Source organism: Streptomyces sp. OfavH-34-F (assembly GCF_022347745.1).
In the GTDB taxonomy this organism is placed as follows: domain Bacteria; phylum Actinomycetota; class Actinomycetes; order Streptomycetales; family Streptomycetaceae; genus Streptomyces.
This window is the reverse complement of sequence record NZ_JAKRGC010000127.1, coordinates 1-16,951: the sequence shown is the minus strand read 5'-3', so window position 1 is coordinate 16,951 and position 16,951 is coordinate 1. Positions and strand designations below refer to the sequence as shown.

Here is a 16,951-nt window from a genome sequence, read left to right as displayed (position 1 = left end):
GGAAACGCGCTGCCCGGAGGAGAGCGGCGAGCCCACCGGGGCGCCCAGCGGTGAGCCCTCCGGCGTGCCGCCGGAGCCGCCCGCGACCGACGAGCCGCCGACGGCCGTCCTGCTGCGGCGCGACCGCGGAGCCGTCACCGTCCCGGCGTACCGGTGGTGAGGCGTACCGGGGGTGAGCGGTGCGGTACGGGGCCGTGGTGGGTCAGCCGGTGGCCTCGGAAGCGTCCAGCATGGCCTCGCGCTCCACGACCTTGACGCGCTCGCGCTCCTGCTCGGCGCCCAGGGCGCGCTCGTGCGCGTCCAGGCGGTACCAGCCCTCACGGGTGGTGTAGCGGATGCCGCGCTCCGCCAGGAAGGCCTCGACCGCCTCCGGTGCGGGGTGCTCCGGCGCGGGGAGCCGGCCGGCGGCGTGGTCCTCCAGCAGGCAGGCGACGGTCTCGTTGGCGTCGCCCTTGGTGTGCCCGATGAGGCCCACCGGACCGCGCTTGATCCAGCCCGTGACGTACACCGACGCCATCGGCTCGCCGCCCTCGATCACCCGGCCCGCCTCGTGGGGGACGGTGCCGGACGCGACGTCGAAGGGGAGCTTCGGCAGCTCGCTGGAGTAGTAGCCCACCGCCCGGTAGACGCTCTGCACGTCCCAGTCGTGGAAGGTGCCGGTGCCCCGCACGTTGCCGGTGCCGTCCAGCTCGGTGCGCTCGGTGCGCAGACCGGTGACCCGGCCGTCCTCGCCGAGGATCTCCACGGGGGACTCGAAGAAGTGCAGGAACAGCTTGTGGGGCCGGTCGCCGACGTCGCGGATCGCCCAGTTCTCCAGCGTGGAGGCGACCATGTTGGCCTGCTTGTTGCCCCGCCGGGTCTCGATCGACCCCTCGTCGTAGTCGATGTCCTCGGGGTTGACGATGACCTCGATGTTCGGCGAGTGGTCCAGCTCGCGCAGTTCCATCGGGCTGAACTTGGCCTGCGCCGGTCCGCGCCGCCCGAAGACGTGCACCTCCAGCGCCTTGTTCGCCTTGAGCCCGTCGTAGACGTTGGCGGGGATCTCGGTGGGCAGCAGCTCGTCGGCGGTCTTGGCCAGGATGCGGGCCACGTCCAGGGCCACGTTGCCGACGCCGAGCACGGCGACCTTCTCGGCCTCCAGCGGCCAGGTGCGCGGGACGTCCGGGTGGCCGTCGTACCAGGAGACGAAGTCGGCCGCGCCGTAGGAGCCGTCCAGGTCGTGGCCCGGAATGTCCAGGGCGCGGTCGGCGGCGGCGCCGGTGGAGAAGATCACCGCGTCGTAGAAGCTGCGCAGCTCGTCCAGGCCCAGGTCGTTCGGGTAGTCGACGTTGCCGAAGAGGCGCAGCTGCGGCTTGTCCAGCACCTGGTGCAGCGCCTGCACGATGCCCTTGATGCGCGGGTGGTCGGGCGCGACGCCGTAGCGGATCAGGCCGAACGGAGCGGGCATCCGTTCGAACAGGTCGATGGAGACGCCCGGGTCGGCGGCCGCGTCCGATTTCAGCAGCGCGTCCGCCGCGTAAATGCCGGCGGGGCCGGCTCCGACGATCGCGACGCGGACAGGGCGTGTCATGGCGAGCTGTTCCTTCGAACGGATGAGCAGAAGCGAGGCCGGTTGGTAAGGCAAGGCTTAGTCGACCCCCGCCGCACACGTTAGTCCCTGCTCAGGCCCGGTTTCGGGCCGGGTCGGCGTTACCGGTCGGTATGCGGACCCGCTTCCCGGCGGTCCGGACGGAAATCCCTTGTGGCACGGCCTTTCCGGTCTTCGAAAAGTGTGTTCCATCGCACGTTCACCAGATGGACGGCTCAGTCGAAGAATTGGACAAATGGTGGCAGAGTGACGCACATGACTGATCGGGTAGCGGGTGCCCCGTCACTCCCCGACGACTGGCCCGCCCACCCGGACCTCAGCCTCGCCCTGAACCGCATGGGCAGTTTCGACTGGGATCTCGACAGCGGCCTCATGCATCTGGACCGCGCCGCGCTGGACGTGTTCGACCTGCGGGCCGACGAGTACGACAACCGGCCGCAGACGCTCGGACTGCGGGTGCCGCCCGACGAGGGGGCCCGGATGGACGCCCTGGTGTCGGAGACGCTCAAGAACGGCCGCAGCAACTACGGGACGTACTTCCGCGTCCAGTCCCGCGACGGCACCCTGCGCTGGGCGCACACCCAGGGCTTCGTACGGCGCGACGAGCGCGGCCGGCCGCGCCGGATCATCGGCATCGTCAGGGACGCCGGCGCCGAACTCGCCGAAGCCGCCGCTCGCCGCGAACTCGACGAGGAGCTGCGCCGCCGCACCAGCCTCGTGGACGCCACCACGGCCGCCCTGGCCCACGCCCGTACCGTCGCCGACGTCATCGACGTCCTGAAGAACTCCGAGGGGCTCGCCCTGCTCGGCGCCACCAGCCTGGTCATGGGGCTGATGGAGGCCGGGCGCATCCACCTCGTGGCCGACGGACCCGAGGGCTCCTTCGTGCCCGGCACCCGGTACACCCGGACGGACGAGCAGTACCCGATGAGCGACGTCGTCCGCACGCTCGCGCCGCGCTTCATCGAGTCGGCCGAGGACTTCGCCGCCTCCTATCCCGGCCTGTGGCCCCACATCAGCCACCTCGGCATCACCTCCGCCGCCTACCTCCCGCTGATCGCGCAGGCCCACCCGATCGGCGCGCTCGGCCTGCTCTACAGCGACAAGAACGGCTTCACCGCCGACGAACGCAACCTGCTGCTCGCGCTCGGCAGCTCCATCGCCCAGAGCCTCCAGCGCGCCATGCTCTACGAACAGGAGCACGACCTCGCCGAAGGGCTCCAGCAGGCCATGCTGCCGCGCCGGATCCCCGACGTGCCCGGCGCCCGGATCGCCGTCCGCTACCGCTCGGCACGGCGTGGCCGGGACATCGGCGGCGACTGGTACGACGTCATCCCGCTGCCCGGCGGCCGGGTCGGCGCCGTCATCGGGGACGTCCAGGGCCACGACACCCACGCGGCGGCCGTCATGGGCCAGCTGCGCATCGTGCTGCGCGCCTACGCCGCCGAGGGGCACAGCCCGGCCACCGTCATGGCGCGGGCCTCCGTCTTCCTGCACGAGCTGGACACCGACCGCTTCGCGACCTGCACCTACGCCGAAGCCGACCTGACCACCGGGGTGGTCCAGCTGGTCCGCGCCGGGCATGTGGACCCGCTGGTGCGCGAGGCGGACGGCGGCTGCCACCGGGTGCCGTTCGAGGGCGGACTGCCGCTCGGGCTGTCCGCCGAGTTCGGCCGGCTCGAGTACCCGGTCGCCACCCTCGAACTGGACCCCGGCCAGACCATGGTGCTGTTCACCGACGGCCTGGTGGAGCTGCCGGGCGCCGACCTCGACGAGGGCACCCAGCGGCTCACCTCCCTGGTCACCAACGGCCCCAAGGACCTGGAACAGCTCGCCGACCGGCTCTGCGCGTCGGTGGACGAGCGCGGCGGCGAGGACGACGTGGCGGTCCTGCTGCTCCGCCGCAGGGCCGCGCAGGCCCCGCAGCCGGGCGGACGGCTCCAGCAGCACGTCGCCCAGAACGACCCCGAGGCGCTGAGTTCGGCCCGCCACATGATCCGGGCGGCGGTACGCGCCTGGGGCGGCGGGGACCGCGCCGACGAGATCGAGCTGGCCGCCGACGAACTGGTCACCAACGCCCTGATGCACACGGACGGCGGCGCCGTCGTCACCATCCGGGTCCTCGCCGGCACCGAGCGGCGGCTCCGCGTCGACGTCGAGGACCGGTCGAGCGCCCTGCCCCGCCGCCGGGACGCCGGCGAGGCGGGTGTCTCCGGGCGCGGACTGATGCTGGTCGACCAGCTGGCTGACGCCTGGGGCGTCGAGTCCCGGGGCACCGGCAAATGCGTCTGGACCGAGTTCGTCGTCCCGCCACGCAACTGACCGGGCACCCGCCCTGCCGCCCTCCGCCCGGACGGGCCGGTGCGATTCGCCGACGAGGAGCCGGCGGCGCCGCCCACGACGGTGGCGAGAACCGATGACCGCGCCAGAGATCGGACAGATGGACGCCGCATCACCGCAGAAACTGCTGGACGGCCCTGGCCGGGGGTGTTGACGCGTCCCAGTGATCCGATGAATATTCGCTCTGTGGCAGCGATGACTGGTACGGAAGACGGCGGGATGCGGCGGGCGAGGCTGGGCGGCAGCGCGGTGGAGGTCACCGCGCTCTCCTTCGGCGCGGCCGCCATCGGCAACCTGTTCAGCGCGGTGGAACCGGAACGCGCCGCCGCGACCGTGGACGCCGCCTGGGACGCCGGCATCCGCTCCTTCGACACCGCCCCGCACTACGGACTCGGACTCTCCGAACGCCGCCTCGGCGAGGCCCTGCGCCACCGGCCCCGCGACGCGTACACGCTCTCCACCAAGGTCGGCCGCCTTCTCGAACCGCTGCCGCCCGCCGACCGGGCCGCCGGGCCCGACGGCCTCTCCGAGGGCTTCGCCGTGCGCGCCACCCACCGCCGCCGCTGGGACTTCAGCGCCGCCGGGGTCCGCCGCAGCATCGAGGAGAGCCTGGACCGCCTCGGCCTCGACCGCGTCGACATCGCCTACCTCCACGACCCCGACGACCACGCCGGGGCCGCCTTCCGCGAGGCGTACCCGGAACTGGAGCGGCTGCGCGCCGAAGGCGTCGTCCGGGCGATCGGCGCCGGCATGAACCAGACCGCGATGCTCACCCGCTTCGTGCGCGACACCGACGTGGACGTCGTCCTGTGCGCCGGCCGGTACACCCTCCTCGACCCGTCCGCCCGCACCGAACTGCTGCCGGCCGCCGCCGCCCGCGGCCGGAGCGTCGTCGTCGGCGGGGTCTTCAACTCCGGCCTCCTCGCCGACCCCCGCCCCGGCGCCACCTACGACTACGCCGCCGCCCCGCCCGACCTCCTCGACCGCGCCCTGCGGATCGAGGCCGTCACCCGGGCCCACGGCGTGCCGCTGCGCGCCGCGGCCCTGCACTACCCGTTCGGGCACCCGGCCGTCGCCGGGGTGCTCGTCGGCGCCCGCTCCCCGGAGGAGGTCCGCGACGCCGCCGCACAGCTGGAGCGGGAGATCCCGGACGCCCTCTGGACCGACCTGCGCGACCGAGGCCTGCTCCCCGCCGAAGCGCCCGAGGACGACCCCCGGAACGGACCCTGACATGCCCGGCCCCCGCCCCCGCGTCGTGGACGCCCACCACCACGTCTGGGACCTCTCCGTACGCGACCAGGACTGGATCACCGGCGAGGCCCTCGCCCCGCTGCGCCGTGACTTCACCCTCGCCGACCTGGAGCCCGAGGCCCGCGCGGCCGGGGTGAGCGCCACCGTGCTCGTGCAGACCGTCACCGACGCCGCCGAGACGCCCGAACTGCTCGCACTCGCCGCCGGCAGCGCACTCGTCGCCGGGGTCGTCGGCTGGAGCGACCTCACGGCGCCCGGCATCGCCGACACCCTGGCCGCCCTGCGCGAACTCCCCGGCGGTGACCGGCTCGCCGGGCTGCGCCACCAGGTCCAGGGGGAACCGGACCCCGACTGGCTGACCCGCCCCGACGTGCTGCGCGGCCTGGCCGCCGTGGCCGACGCCGGACTCGTCTACGACCTCGTGGTCCTCCCGCACCAGCTCCCCGCCGCCGTCCGGGCCGCCGCCGCGCTCCCCGGCCTCGTGTTCGTCCTCGACCACGCCGGCAAACCGCCCGTCGCCACCGGCCGCACCCGCCCCTGGGCCGACGACCTGCGCGCCCTCGCCGCCCTCCCCAACACCGTCTGCAAACTCTCCGGACTCGTCACCGAGGCCGACCCGCACACCTGGACCCCCGAAGACCTGCGCCCCTACGCCGAGACCGCCGTCGACGCCTTCGGACCCGACCGCCTCATGTTCGGCTCCGACTGGCCGGTGTGCCGGCTCGCCGCCACCTACACCGAGGTCCTGGACACCGCCCGCGCCCTCCTGAGCGGCCTCGCGGACCACGAGCGGGACGCCGTCCTCGCCACCACCGCCGAACGCGTCTACGGCCTCCGATAGGCGGCGCCGACGCGGCTGCGGCAGGCTGGAACCATGCCCGAACTGCCGGAAGTCGAAGCCCTGCGGCTCTTCCTCGACGACCACCTGGTCGGCAAGGAGATCGACCGCGTCCTGCCGCTCGCCATCAGCGTCCTCAAGACGTACGACCCGCCGCTCACCGCCCTGCACGGCGGCACGGTCACCGGGGTGCGCAGGCACGGCAAGTTCCTCGACATCGGCGTCGGCCCGCTCCACCTGGTCACCCACCTCGCACGGGCCGGCTGGCTCCGCTGGAACGACCGCTTCCCCGACACCCCGCCGCGCCCCGGCAAGGGGCCGCTCGCCCTGCGCACCGTCCTCACCGGCGGCGACGGCTTCGACCTGACCGAGGCCGGGACCACCAAACGCCTCGCCGTCCACCTCGTCCACGACCCGGCCGAGGTGCCCGGCATCGCCCGCCTCGGACCCGACCCGCTCGGGCCCGACTTCGACCGGGACGCCCTCGCCGCACTCCTGGCCGGGGAACGCCGCCAGGTCAAGGGCGCCCTGCGCGACCAGTCGCTCATCGCCGGCATCGGCAACGCCTACAGCGACGAGATCCTGCACGCCGCGAAGATGTCGCCGTTCAAGCTCACCGCGAACCTCACCGACGACGAGATCACCCGCCTCCACCACGCCCTGCGCACCACCCTGGAGGACGCCGTCGCCCGCTCCGGGGGCGTCGAGGCCGGCCGCCTCAAGGCCGAGAAGAAGAGCGCCATGCGGGTCCACGGCCGCGCCGGACAACCGTGCCCGGTCTGCGGGGACACCATCCGCGAGGTCTCCTACAGCGACTCCTCGCTCCAGTACTGCCCCACCTGCCAGACCGGCGGCAAACCGCTCGCCGACCGCAGACTGTCCCGGCTGCTCAAATAGTGCCCCCGCCCGGACGACGCCCGCCCCTCTTCCCCCCTCCGCGGCCCGGCCGGCAGGCCCTACACTCCGGGCTCATGCTCCGCGTACTCGCCGTCGACGACGAAGAACCCGCACTGGAGGAACTGCTCTACCTCCTGCGCGCCGACCCCCGCATCCGCAGCGCCGAGGGAGCCACCGGGGCCACCGAGGCACTGCGCCGCATCGGCAGCGCGGTGGACGCCGGACCCGACGACCCGTCGGCGATCGACGTCGTCTTCCTCGACATCCACATGGCCGGCCTCACCGGACTCGACGTCGCCCAGCTCCTCGCCGGCTTCGCCTCCCCGCCGCTCATCGTCTTCGTCACCGCCCACGAGGGCTTCGCCGTGCACGCCTTCGACCTCAAGGCCGTGGACTACGTCCTCAAACCCGTACGCCGCGAACGCCTCGCCGAAGCCGTACGCAGGGTCGCCGAGCAGGTCGGGGAGCGCTCCGCCCCCGTCCACGACACCGCGCAGGACCAGATCCCCGTCGAACTCGGCGGCGTCGTCCGCTTCGTCCCGGTCGACGACATCGCCTACGCCGAGGCCCAGGGCGACTACGCCCGCCTGCACACCGACACCGGCAGCCACCTCGTCCGCGTCCCCCTGACCACCCTGGAGGAACGCTGGCGCAGCCGGGGCTTCGTCCGCATCCACCGCCGCCACCTCGTGGCCCTCGGACGCATCGACGAACTCCGCCTGGACGCCGGCAGCATGAGCGTGCGCGTCGGCACCGCGGAACTCGCCGTCAGCCGCCGCCACGCCCGCGCGCTGCGCGACCTGCTGATGCGGCGGACCGGCCGCTGACCAGCGGCGACCGCCCCCGGAACCCCCTTCCCAGCGGGGCCGGGTGCCGCCTACACTCCGGCCCCATGTCCGCAGAGCCCACACCCCGGCGCGAAGTGGTGACGGGGGAGCCCCGGCGGGTGCGCCCGCTGCCGCGCTACCGCACCCAGTCGGAGATCGACGAGCAGACCGCCCTCGGCGGTGCCTACGTCCGCTCCCTGATGCGCGGGCAACTGCGGGCCGGACTCACCGCCTTCGCCGTCCTCGCCGTCGTCGTCGGCACGCTGCCCCTGGTCTTCGAGGCCCTGCACAGCTCCGCCGTCGTCTGGGCGGTCCTCGGCTTCGCCGCCTACCCGCCGCTCACCCTGCTCGCCTGGTGGTACGTGCGCCGCGCCGAACGCAACGAGCGCGACTTCGCCCGGCTCGTGGAAGGCCGCTCCGCCCCGTGAGCCGCACGTATGCGGTGGCGGCCGTCGCCGTCGTCGTCCTGGCGACCGTCCTCGTCGGCGGATTCGGGCTGCGGATCTCCCGCACCACCTCCGACTTCTACGTCGCCTCGCGCACCGTACGGCCCCGGCTCAACGCGGCCGCGATCAGCGGCGAATACCTCTCCGCCGCCTCCTTCCTCGGCATCGCCGGACTCGTGCTCGTCCACGGGCCGGACATGCTGTGGTACCCGGTCGGCTACACCGCCGGCTATCTGGTGCTGCTGGTCTTCGTCGCGGCCCCGCTGCGCCGCTCGGGGGCGTACACCCTGCCCGACTTCGCCGAGGGCCGCCTGGAGTCTCTGCACGTACGCCGGCTCGTCAGCGTGCTCGTCGTCGGCGCCGGCTGGCTCTACCTCGTCCCCCAGCTCCAGGGCGCCGGACTCACCCTCAAGATCCTCACCGGGGCGCCCGGCTGGCTCGGCGACGTGCTCGTGGCCTCCGTCGTCGTGCTCGCCGTCGCCGCCGGCGGGATGCGCTCCATCACCTTCGTCCAGGTCTTCCAGTACTGGCTCAAGCTGACCGCGCTCCTCGTCCCCGCGATCTTCCTGGTACTGGCCTGGCAGGGCGACGGACAGCCCCGCATCACCTTCGACGAGCACCTCTCCGCCTTCCGCGCCGACCACCCGCTGTACGCCACCTACGGCCTCATCGTCGCCACCTTCCTCGGCACCATGGGCCTTCCGCACGTCGTCGTCCGCTTCTACACCAGCCCCAACGGCCGCGACGCCCGCCGCACCACCGTCGCCGTCCTCGCCCTGATCGGCGTCTTCTACCTGCTGCCGCCGGTCTACGGCGCACTGGGCCGGCTGTACGCCCCCGAGCTGATCCACGGCGGCGACGCCGACGCCGCCGTCCTCCTGCTGCCCGACCGGGTCATCGGCGGACTCGGCGGCGACCTGCTCGGGGCGCTCGTCGCCGGCGGCGCCTTCGCCGCATTCCTGTCCACCGCCTCCGGACTGACCATGGCCGTCGCCGGGGTCATCACCCAGGACGTCCTCCCCTCGCGCGGCGTCCGGCACTTCCGGCTGGCCACCGTCCTCGCCATCTCCGTGCCCCTGGCCGTCTCCCTGCTGGTCAGCCGCGTCCCCGTCGCCGACTCCGTCGGCATGGCCTTCGCCGTCTCCGCCTCCTCCTTCTGCCCCCTCCTCGTCCTCGGCATCTGGTGGCGCGGGCTCACCCCGCCCGGAGCCGTCGCCGGACTCGTCCTCGGCGGCGGCTCCGCGCTGCTGTCCGTCGCCGTCACGTTCAGCGGCGCCGTCCGCCCGCCGGGCTGGCCGCACGCCCTGCTCGCCTGGCCCGCCGTCTGGTCCGTGCCGGTCGGCTTCCTCGCGATGATCCTGGTCTCGCTGGCCACCCCGAACCGGATACCCGCCGGCACCAACGCCGCCATGACCCGCTACCACCTGCCCGAGACGCTCACTTCCGGGAGGCACCGGTGACCGGCGCATCGATCGCCGCCGTCGTCGCCCTCGCCACCCTGCTGCTGGGCGGCGCGTTCCTGCTCGGCCGCCGCACCGCCCCGGCCCAGCGCACCAGCGACGTCGGCACGCCCGTCGAGCACGCCACCTTCGAGACGCTGCACACCGCGTCCCTGGCCGCGCCCCCGCTGCGCGCCGGACTCACCGAGGACAGCGCCCGCCGGTCGGCACGCCGGCTGCGCTCCCTGCTGGGCACCGACGCGCTGTGCCTCACCGACCGCGACGGGGTCCTGGTCTGGGACGGCGAGGGCGAGCACCACGGCCGGGACGTCATGGAGCAGGTCGCGGGGGTGCTGGAGACCGGCCGCGACACCGCCTTCCGCAGCGGCTGCGACGACGTGGACTGCCCGCTGAGATGGGCCGTCGCCGTGCCGCTCACCGTCGACAACCGGGTCCTCGGCACCCTCGTCGCCTACGCCCCGCGCGAGTCGGCCGTCCTGGCCCGCGCGGCGGGCGAGGTGGCCCGCTGGGTCTGCGTCCAGCTCGAACTGGCCGAACTCGACCGCTCACGCACCCGGCTCATCGAGGCCGAGATCAGGGCCCTGCGCGCCCAGATCTCCCCGCACTTCATCTTCAACTCGCTGGCCGCCATCGCCTCCTTCGTCCGCACCGACCCGGAGAAGGCCCGCGAACTGCTCCTGGAGTTCGCCGACTTCACGCGCTACTCGTTCCGCAGCCACGGCGACTTCACCACCCTCGCCGACGAACTGCACTCCATCGACCAGTACCTCGCCCTGGTCCGCGCCCGCTTCGGCGAACGGCTCTCCGTCACCCTCCAGGTCGCCCCCGAGGTCCTGCCCGTCGCCCTGCCCTTCCTGTGCCTCCAGCCCCTCGTCGAGAACGCCGTCAAACACGGCCTCGAAGGCGCCGTCACCTCCAGCCGCATCACCATCAGCGCCCTGGACGCCGGCTCCGAGGCCGAGGTCGTCATCGAGGACGACGGCACCGGCATGGACCCCCAGCGCCTGCGCCACATCCTGCGCGGCGAGGGCGGCCGCTCCACCGGCATCGGCCTGCTCAACGTCGACGAACGGCTCCGCCAGGTGTACGGGGACGAATACGGACTCGTCATCGAGACGGGCATCGGCGCCGGCATGCGGATCACCGTACGACTGCCCAAGTACCGCGCCGGCGTCCACGGCAGCTGACCCGCCCGCTCAGTACAGGTGCACCGCCAGGTGCCCCAGCGGAAGGCCCAGCTGCCAGGCCGGCGTCCACACCTGCGCGCCCTCCTCCGCCTCCGCGGCCGCCCCGTCCTCCGCCTCCCAGGGCAACGGGCCGATCGCCTCCAGGTCGGCGGCCAGCAGTTCCGTCTCCTCCAGCCACCGCCACGCCGCCCGCGCCAGAGCCAGATCCGCCTCCGACGCCCCCGCCACCGGCGCGGCCAGACGGGCGCACACCCACGGCCGCCACGGCGCCCCGTGCGCGGTGAGCAGCCGCAGCTCGTCCACCCGGGCCGCAGGCAACGCCCCGGCCACCGCCCCGTCCAGCAGGAAGATGGTCAGCGCCAGCGCGTCCCGCCCCGCCCGGTACTCCAGCGTCGCCGGCTCCATCAGATCGCCGGTGCGCAGCAACTCGTCGGCGAGGTACTCCGCGTACATCCAGGCCATCGGGACCGGCAGCTCGTCCGGGCCGCGCCCCTCGTTCCGTTCCGGAGGCATCCCGTATCGCCTCATTCCCTCGTTCTCGGGACCGTACGGCCGGCAGGCTCCCGGCCGGTTCCCCACGCAGCATTGAACCGGGGGAGCGCGCCCCGCGTGGCCAGAAGGGAAGTATCCGCGCCACCCGATGCGTCACACACCCGGGTGCGCGCCGCCCTGCCGGAGTAGCCGGGCAGCCGCCGGGAGAGGAGCCTCAGCGCGTAATGCGAACGCGACTTGACCGTGCCCGCCGGAATCCCCAGCACCTCGGCGGTCTCGCCCACGCTCAGCCCCCGGAAGTAGATCTGCACCAGCACCGACCGGTGCTCCGGGCTCAGGGCGCGCACCGCCTCGCGGACGTCGAGCGCCGCGACCGCGGACTCCGCGGTGTCCGAGCCCGCCGGGGCGCACTCCAGGACCACGTCGCTGACCTCCGGCGGCCGGGCGAGCCGGGAGCGCCGGGCGTCGATCGCCAGCCGCCGCGCCACCGTGAACAGCCACGGCCGCATCGACTCGTACGGGCCGTCGAAGGCCTCCGGGTGCTGCCAGGCCCGTACGAGCGTCTCCTGGAGCAGGTCCTCGGCGCGCTGCCGGTCACCGAAGGTCAGACCGAGGAGGAAGTGGAACACGGCGGGTCCGTGGTCACGCTGGAGCTCCGCCAGGGCCCGCTCGTCGGTCGTCGTCGTGGTCATGGTGAACGCCCTTCCCGCCAGGTCCTGCCGCCTCGTTGCCGACCTGGCGTATACGAGCGCATTCAGGCCACGAGGAACAGGACACGGGCGGGCCCGTGCGACGAACGGTCGCACCGAGCGGCGAGTGGTGCGGTGAACGGTCGGGCGCCCCCGGCGAGCGGCTACGGCACCACGGTGACCGGCCAGCGGCCCGCCTTCACCAGGCGCACCGCCACCGAGCCGATGAAGCGGTGCCCCGCCGACTCCGAGGCGCCCACCACGACGGCGTCGGCCTTCAGCTCGTCGGCCGCGGTCACCAGACCGTTGTACGGGTCACCCCGGAAGGTGTGGAACTCCCAGCTCACGTCCCACATGCCCTTCAGCCGCTCCGTCGCCGCCCGGATCTCGCTCACCAGCCCCTCGGCGACCTCCACCGTCGCGTCGGCGACCGGGGCCCCGAGAGCGGCACCCACCGCCGGCACGGGCTGGACGTACACCAGCGCCAGCATCGCCCGCTGACGCCGGGCGAGACCGGCCGCGTAGGCCGCGGCGCGCATCGACGAATCGGAACCGTCGATGCCCGCGACGATCACCTTCGGCCCGTCGGTGCCGCGTTCGAACTGGTGGGAGTGCTGATCCGTCACACACCGAGGCTATCGGCCCGCACCCCGCCCCCCCGGGGACCGGGGCGTCCCGCACCGGGCACCCCCTAGGCTGCGCCCCATGACGGCACCGACACCGCCCGGCCCCCGCCCACCGGCTCCGCCGGTCCGCACCCGGCCGTTCGAGGAACTGACCGGCATCGGACACGCCATGGTGCTGTCCTTCGACGACGGCCCCGATCCGCGCCACACCCCGCAGATCCTGGACATCCTGCGCGCCCACGGCGTCCGGGCCATGTTCTTCCTCTGCGGGAGCATGGCGCACGAGCACCGCGACCTCGTCCGCCGCATCGCCGACGAGGGCCACACCATCGGCAACCACTCGTGGAGCCACCCCCTGGTCACCGAGCTGTCCCGGGCCGGGATCACCGACGAGCTGGGCCGCACCAGCGACCTGGTCGAGGAGATCACCGGCACCCCGCCGCGCTGGTACCGCGCGCCCTTCGGGGCCTGGAACGCCGACTCCTTCGAGATCGGCGCCGCCCTGGGCATGGAGCCGCTGGCCTGGAGCGTGGACACCCTCGACTGGACCGAGCCCGGCACCGACACCATCGTCAGCCGCGTCGAGCAGGGGGCCGGCCCCGGAGCGGTGGTGCTCTCGCACGACGCGGGCGGCGACCGCTCGCAGAGCGTGGCGGCACTGCGCCGGTATCTGCCGCGGCTGCTGGACGACGGCTACCGGCTCACGGTGCCGGAGCGTCGCTGAGCAGGCGGACCGGAGCGGCGGACCGGAGCGGCGGGGCGGGGTGCGGGGTGCGGGCGGCGCGGGTCAGCGGGTCTCGACCAGGCGGGCGAACGCCACCACGTTCCCGTCGTAGCCGTTGGCCTTGGTGTAGCCACCGCCGCAGGTGATGACTCGCAGCTCGGGCTGCCCGGTGTCGCCGTACACCCGGGCGCCGGGGAAGTCGTTCTTGGCGAAGACCTCGACGCCGTACACCTCGAAGACGGCCACCCGGTCGTCGCTGCGCTCGATCTCGACGCGGTCGCCCTTGACGAGCGAGCCGAGCCCGTAGAAGACGGCGGGCCCCGCCTTGTTGTCCACATGGCCGACGATCACGGAGGTGCCGGTCTGACCGGGGGCGATGCCGTTCTGGTACCAGCCGGCCAGATTGGGGTCCTCGGGCGGCGGGGTCTCGATCCAGCCGTCCGGGTCGAGGTTCACGTCGACGACCGGGGCGTCGACCTGGATGGCGGGGATGACCACCCGGTCGACGGGGGCGTACGGGAGGGGCCTGAGGGCCGGATTCGCCACCGGGGCGGCCGGGGCGTCCTGCGACCGGCCCACCGATGCGGCGGCGACGGGCTGCGGCGGGCCGGGGGAGAGGTCGGCCCCGTTGCGCATCAGCGCCAGGCCGGTGAGCATCGCCAGGGCGAGCGCCCCCCAGGGCGAGTGCCTGATCCGTTCCGGTCGCCAGCTGTCCCGGCCCATGGTGCTCCCTTCGTCGCGACGAGCAGAACGCTAGGCGGGGTGCGGCCGGGCGGCGATCAGAGAAGTGCGAACGGGTGGCGGCGGTCCACCCGGATGCTCATCGGAGTAGCGCCGGGGCAAAACTTCTGACGGCTCGTGACCTGCGCGTCCGTCAGTCGTGCGGCCCGGCGCACGGCGTGTCGGATCACCGATGTGGAGCAGTGCCGAAATGCGGTGGATCAAGGTTCTGGTGAGGGTTCGTCATGGGAGGCGTTCTCGTCGATCCATCCCGGCGCACCGAGCACCGGGGCGCTTCCCGGTGGAGGTTCGAACGATGCGTGCTACACGCGCTCTCGTCGTCGCCGCGGCGGCCGTCGCGGCGCTCGGCATCGGCAGCCCGATGGCGGCCGCCGGTGGGGACGTCGGGAACAACCAGAACAACGGCAACAACCAGAACAACGGCAACACCCAGGACAACCAGAACAACTGGAACGACCGCGACGGCTGGAACAACGGCAACGGGAACAACAACGGCAACGGGAACGGGAACAACAACGGCAACAACAACGGGAACGGCAACAACAACGGGCGCAACAACGGTCCCAACAACGTGACCGTGGACCCCGAGCGCGTGCACCAGGGCGCGGCCATGCAGGTCACCGCGGAGGGCTGCGGCCGGGGCGGCAGCGTCTCATCCAACGCGTTCCGCACCACCCGGCTCTCCGCCGGCCGGGTCGGCCACGCACGGGTCCGCGTCTTCGACGACGCGACGCCCGGCACGTACACCCTGACGGTCCGCTGCGACGGCACCGACCGGACGGCCGGCCACCGCTTCACCGTGCTCGACAGCCGCGGCGCCCAGGGCGGGCTCGGCGGTTCTATGGCCGCCACCCCGGCCGAGATGAGTGTCGGCGCGGGCCTCGTCGCCTCGGCGGCCCTCGGCGGAGGCATGTACGTCCTGCGCCGCCGGAAGGCGGGCCATGGGGCGGCCTGACCGCGAGGACGCCCCCGCCGGACCGATAACGAAGTCGCCCCGAGTCCTGTGCCAGGACCCGGGGCGACTCTCGTGGACCGCATGCCGCGCACCGGTCAGTGCGAGCCGGTCAGTGCGAGCGGCTCTCCCTGCGGCGGCGCGCGAAGAACACGACACCGGCCGCGGCGGCCACGGCGAGCGCGGTGCCCGCCACGATCTCACCGGAGTTCACGCTGTCGATGCTGCCGCCGAGACCGCCCTGCACCCCGGCCGGCGAGGCCGAGGACGTGGCCTTGCTGGTCGAGCTGGTGGTGGGCGCGCCCGTGGCGGCGGCGATGGTGAGGTTCACCTTGGCCGTGGAGCTGGGCGAGGTGTTGCAGATGAACGTCACCTCGTAGGCGGCGCCCGGCTTGGCGTCCCAGTCGACGGTGGCCTGGCTGCTGCCGTTCATCGGAATGGTGACGGTGTCGAACACCCCCGAGGACGCCGTGGCCGTCGTCGAGCACCCCCGCGCGGCGAGGGTCACCTTGCCACCGGGCGCGACCACGGACGGCGTGACGGTGTATCCGTTCCCGCCGCCCGAGGGACCGCCCGCGACCGCGGCGTAGGCGGTGGCGGCCGGGCCCGTCAGGGCGAGTGCCGCTGCGCCGAGCAGCGCGACGGGGGCGACACGTATTGCGCGCATGGTGAATCCTCCGGTCCCCGAGGAGCAGCTGCGGAACGGATTTCCACAAAGTGTCAGAAATGCACCTCGAACGCCGCCCACGCTAGAAGTGGTGCATTTCGCCCGCGATCGCAGTCCGGCGAATGGGGCACCGCTGTCCCCCGTGCGGCGCACCGGTCCGGCGGCCTTCGTCCACTACCCGCCGGCGGCCCCTGGAAAGAGGTCCCGGAAGGGGGCGGCCGTCGCCGAGAAGCCCCGGCCGAAGGGCGAGTCGAAGTCCCAGATCAGGAAGAGGAGGAAGGCGATCAGCACGCTGAACAGGCCGGCCAGCAGGAGTTCGCGGAAGGTGCGCCGGATCTGCAGCGTGAAGATCAGGCCCACGGTCACCACGGCGCCGATGATGAGCCCGAACCACACCACCCCGGGCATCGTCGCCCCGGCGCTCTGCCCGCGCGCGCTGCGGGCGTCGTCCGCGGCGGCCACCTGGTCGACCAGGGGCTGATAGGCCTGCCCCTCGTGGTCCGTCCGCGGCTGGTAGTCCGTGACGTCCGCGCGCACCTTGGCCAGCAGCTCCGCGCCCCGGTCGCTGAGCGTCCCGTGGTCGGTCATGGTCCGCCACTCGTCGTGCACCACGAAGCTCACGTACGCGTCCACGTCGGTCCGGATGCGGTCGCGTACCTCCGCCGGATAGACGGACGAGCGCGCGCTCACCTCGTGCAGGGCCTGCGCCTCCTGGCGTACGTACTCCTGCGCGGCGCTGCGGCCCTCCCAGACGCCCGCGATGGCGAGGCCGAGCACGATCGCGTAGATCACCCCGATCATCATCGTCATGTACTCGATGACGTCGGGGGTCTCCGAGGGGTCGTCGTCCGCCGGGAGCCTGCGGTTGCTGAGGACGGCGATGGTGAGGACGACGGCGGTCGCCGCGACCAGGGCGAGGGCGAGAACGAGCCATTCCGACATGAGCGTCTCCGGGGGTTCATCGGGAACGGGGCCGCAGCACGGCGACGGCGAACACGGCGGGAGCGGTGATCATCAGGGTGCTGGTGACCAGGGAGGTGTGCCGCTCCGGCTGCTTGCGCACCGGCCGCCGGTACGAGGGGAGCGCCACACGGGCCGAGGGCGAGGGCCGCACGGACCAAGAGGGCGTGGGGGAGGGCTTCGGTGCGGCCGCGGGCTCCGGCTCCGGCCTCGGCGCGGGCGGGGACGAGGGAGCCGGGGTCGAGGGGGCGGGCGCGGGCGGCGGC

15 protein-coding genes and 2 pseudogenes are annotated in these 16,951 nt (G+C 73.3%); 10 read left to right on the top strand and 7 right to left on the bottom strand.

Annotated elements, in window-relative coordinates; all coding sequences use genetic code 11:
- Positions 1–202: 202 nt before the first annotated feature.
- Positions 203–1,570, bottom strand: coding sequence for an FAD-dependent oxidoreductase (locus MHW47_RS19295; protein ID WP_239224880.1), 1,368 nt, complete (start codon positions 1,568–1,570; stop codon positions 203–205).
- Positions 1,571–1,843: 273 nt separating this feature from the next.
- Here MHW47_RS19295 and MHW47_RS19290 point away from each other — a divergent pair, with 273 nt between their 5' ends.
- The 8 genes from MHW47_RS19290 (at position 1,844) to MHW47_RS19255 (ending at position 10,834) form a co-directional block, all read left to right on the top strand.
- On the top strand, positions 1,844–3,910 hold the full coding sequence (locus MHW47_RS19290; RefSeq protein ID WP_239224879.1) for a SpoIIE family protein phosphatase: 2,067 nt from the start codon (positions 1,844–1,846) through the stop codon (positions 3,908–3,910).
- Positions 3,911–4,147: 237 nt separating this feature from the next.
- Positions 4,148–5,158, top strand: coding sequence for an aldo/keto reductase (locus tag MHW47_RS19285; protein WP_239224881.1), 1,011 nt, complete (start codon positions 4,148–4,150; stop codon positions 5,156–5,158).
- Between the two features lies 1 nt (position 5,159).
- Entirely contained in the window at positions 5,160–6,020 is an 861-nt protein-coding gene (locus MHW47_RS19280) for an amidohydrolase (protein ID WP_239224876.1), read from the top strand.
- A gap of 33 nt (positions 6,021–6,053) precedes the next feature.
- Positions 6,054–6,914: an Fpg/Nei family DNA glycosylase gene (locus MHW47_RS19275; protein ID WP_239224874.1), complete on the top strand. Its 861-nt coding sequence runs from the start codon at positions 6,054–6,056 to the stop codon at positions 6,912–6,914.
- Between the two features lie 74 nt (positions 6,915–6,988).
- Positions 6,989–7,741 (top strand): LytTR family DNA-binding domain-containing protein, encoded by a 753-nt coding sequence (locus tag MHW47_RS19270; RefSeq protein ID WP_239224872.1) that lies wholly within the window; start codon positions 6,989–6,991, stop codon positions 7,739–7,741.
- 65 nt (positions 7,742–7,806) lie between these two features.
- Positions 7,807–8,169: a hypothetical protein gene (locus MHW47_RS19265; RefSeq protein ID WP_239224871.1), complete on the top strand. Its 363-nt coding sequence runs from the start codon at positions 7,807–7,809 to the stop codon at positions 8,167–8,169.
- Entirely contained in the window at positions 8,166–9,647 is a 1,482-nt protein-coding gene (locus tag MHW47_RS19260; RefSeq protein ID WP_239224869.1) for a cation acetate symporter, read from the top strand. The genes MHW47_RS19265 and MHW47_RS19260 overlap by 4 nt, the downstream gene beginning before the upstream one ends.
- A complete protein-coding gene (locus MHW47_RS19255; protein WP_239224867.1) occupies positions 9,644–10,834 on the top strand; it encodes a sensor histidine kinase in 1,191 nt (396 codons plus the stop codon). The genes MHW47_RS19260 and MHW47_RS19255 overlap by 4 nt, the downstream gene beginning before the upstream one ends.
- A gap of 9 nt (positions 10,835–10,843) precedes the next feature.
- Here MHW47_RS19255 and MHW47_RS19250 read toward each other — a convergent pair whose 3' ends face one another.
- From MHW47_RS19250 to MHW47_RS19240, 3 genes and pseudogenes are all read right to left on the bottom strand, one after another.
- Complete coding sequence (locus MHW47_RS19250) at positions 10,844–11,347, bottom strand: hypothetical protein (RefSeq protein WP_239224866.1); 504 nt, start codon at positions 11,345–11,347, stop codon at positions 10,844–10,846.
- A gap of 107 nt (positions 11,348–11,454) precedes the next feature.
- Positions 11,455–12,018, bottom strand: a pseudogene (locus MHW47_RS19245) (sigma-70 family RNA polymerase sigma factor); the annotation flags it as partial.
- Positions 12,019–12,179: 161 nt separating this feature from the next.
- The gene (locus tag MHW47_RS19240; RefSeq protein ID WP_239224863.1) at positions 12,180–12,641 is read right to left on the bottom strand and encodes a universal stress protein; all 462 of its coding nucleotides are present in this window, start codon (positions 12,639–12,641) and stop codon (positions 12,180–12,182) included.
- A gap of 25 nt (positions 12,642–12,666) precedes the next feature.
- Here MHW47_RS19240 and MHW47_RS19235 point away from each other — a divergent pair.
- Positions 12,667–13,365: pseudogene (locus tag MHW47_RS19235) on the top strand (polysaccharide deacetylase family protein); the annotation flags it as partial.
- A 63-nt stretch (positions 13,366–13,428) separates the two neighbouring features.
- Here MHW47_RS19235 and MHW47_RS19230 read toward each other — a convergent pair.
- Positions 13,429–14,088 (bottom strand): class F sortase, encoded by a 660-nt coding sequence (locus MHW47_RS19230; RefSeq protein WP_239224862.1) that lies wholly within the window; start codon positions 14,086–14,088, stop codon positions 13,429–13,431.
- 313 nt (positions 14,089–14,401) lie between these two features.
- Between MHW47_RS19230 and MHW47_RS19225 the strand changes: the two genes are divergently transcribed.
- Positions 14,402–15,061: a hypothetical protein gene (locus MHW47_RS19225; RefSeq protein ID WP_239224860.1), complete on the top strand. Its 660-nt coding sequence runs from the start codon at positions 14,402–14,404 to the stop codon at positions 15,059–15,061.
- A 109-nt stretch (positions 15,062–15,170) separates the two neighbouring features.
- Here the strand turns inward: MHW47_RS19225 and MHW47_RS19220 are convergent, their stop codons facing one another.
- Both MHW47_RS19220 and MHW47_RS19215 read right to left on the bottom strand, forming a co-directional pair.
- A complete protein-coding gene (locus MHW47_RS19220) occupies positions 15,171–15,725 on the bottom strand; it encodes a hypothetical protein (protein WP_239224859.1) in 555 nt (184 codons plus the stop codon).
- Between the two features lie 174 nt (positions 15,726–15,899).
- Positions 15,900–16,667 carry a DUF4239 domain-containing protein gene (locus MHW47_RS19215; protein WP_239224858.1) on the bottom strand — a complete coding sequence of 256 codons (768 nt, stop codon included), beginning with the start codon at positions 16,665–16,667 and terminating at the stop codon, positions 15,900–15,902.
- Positions 16,668–16,951: the final 284 nt, after the last annotated feature.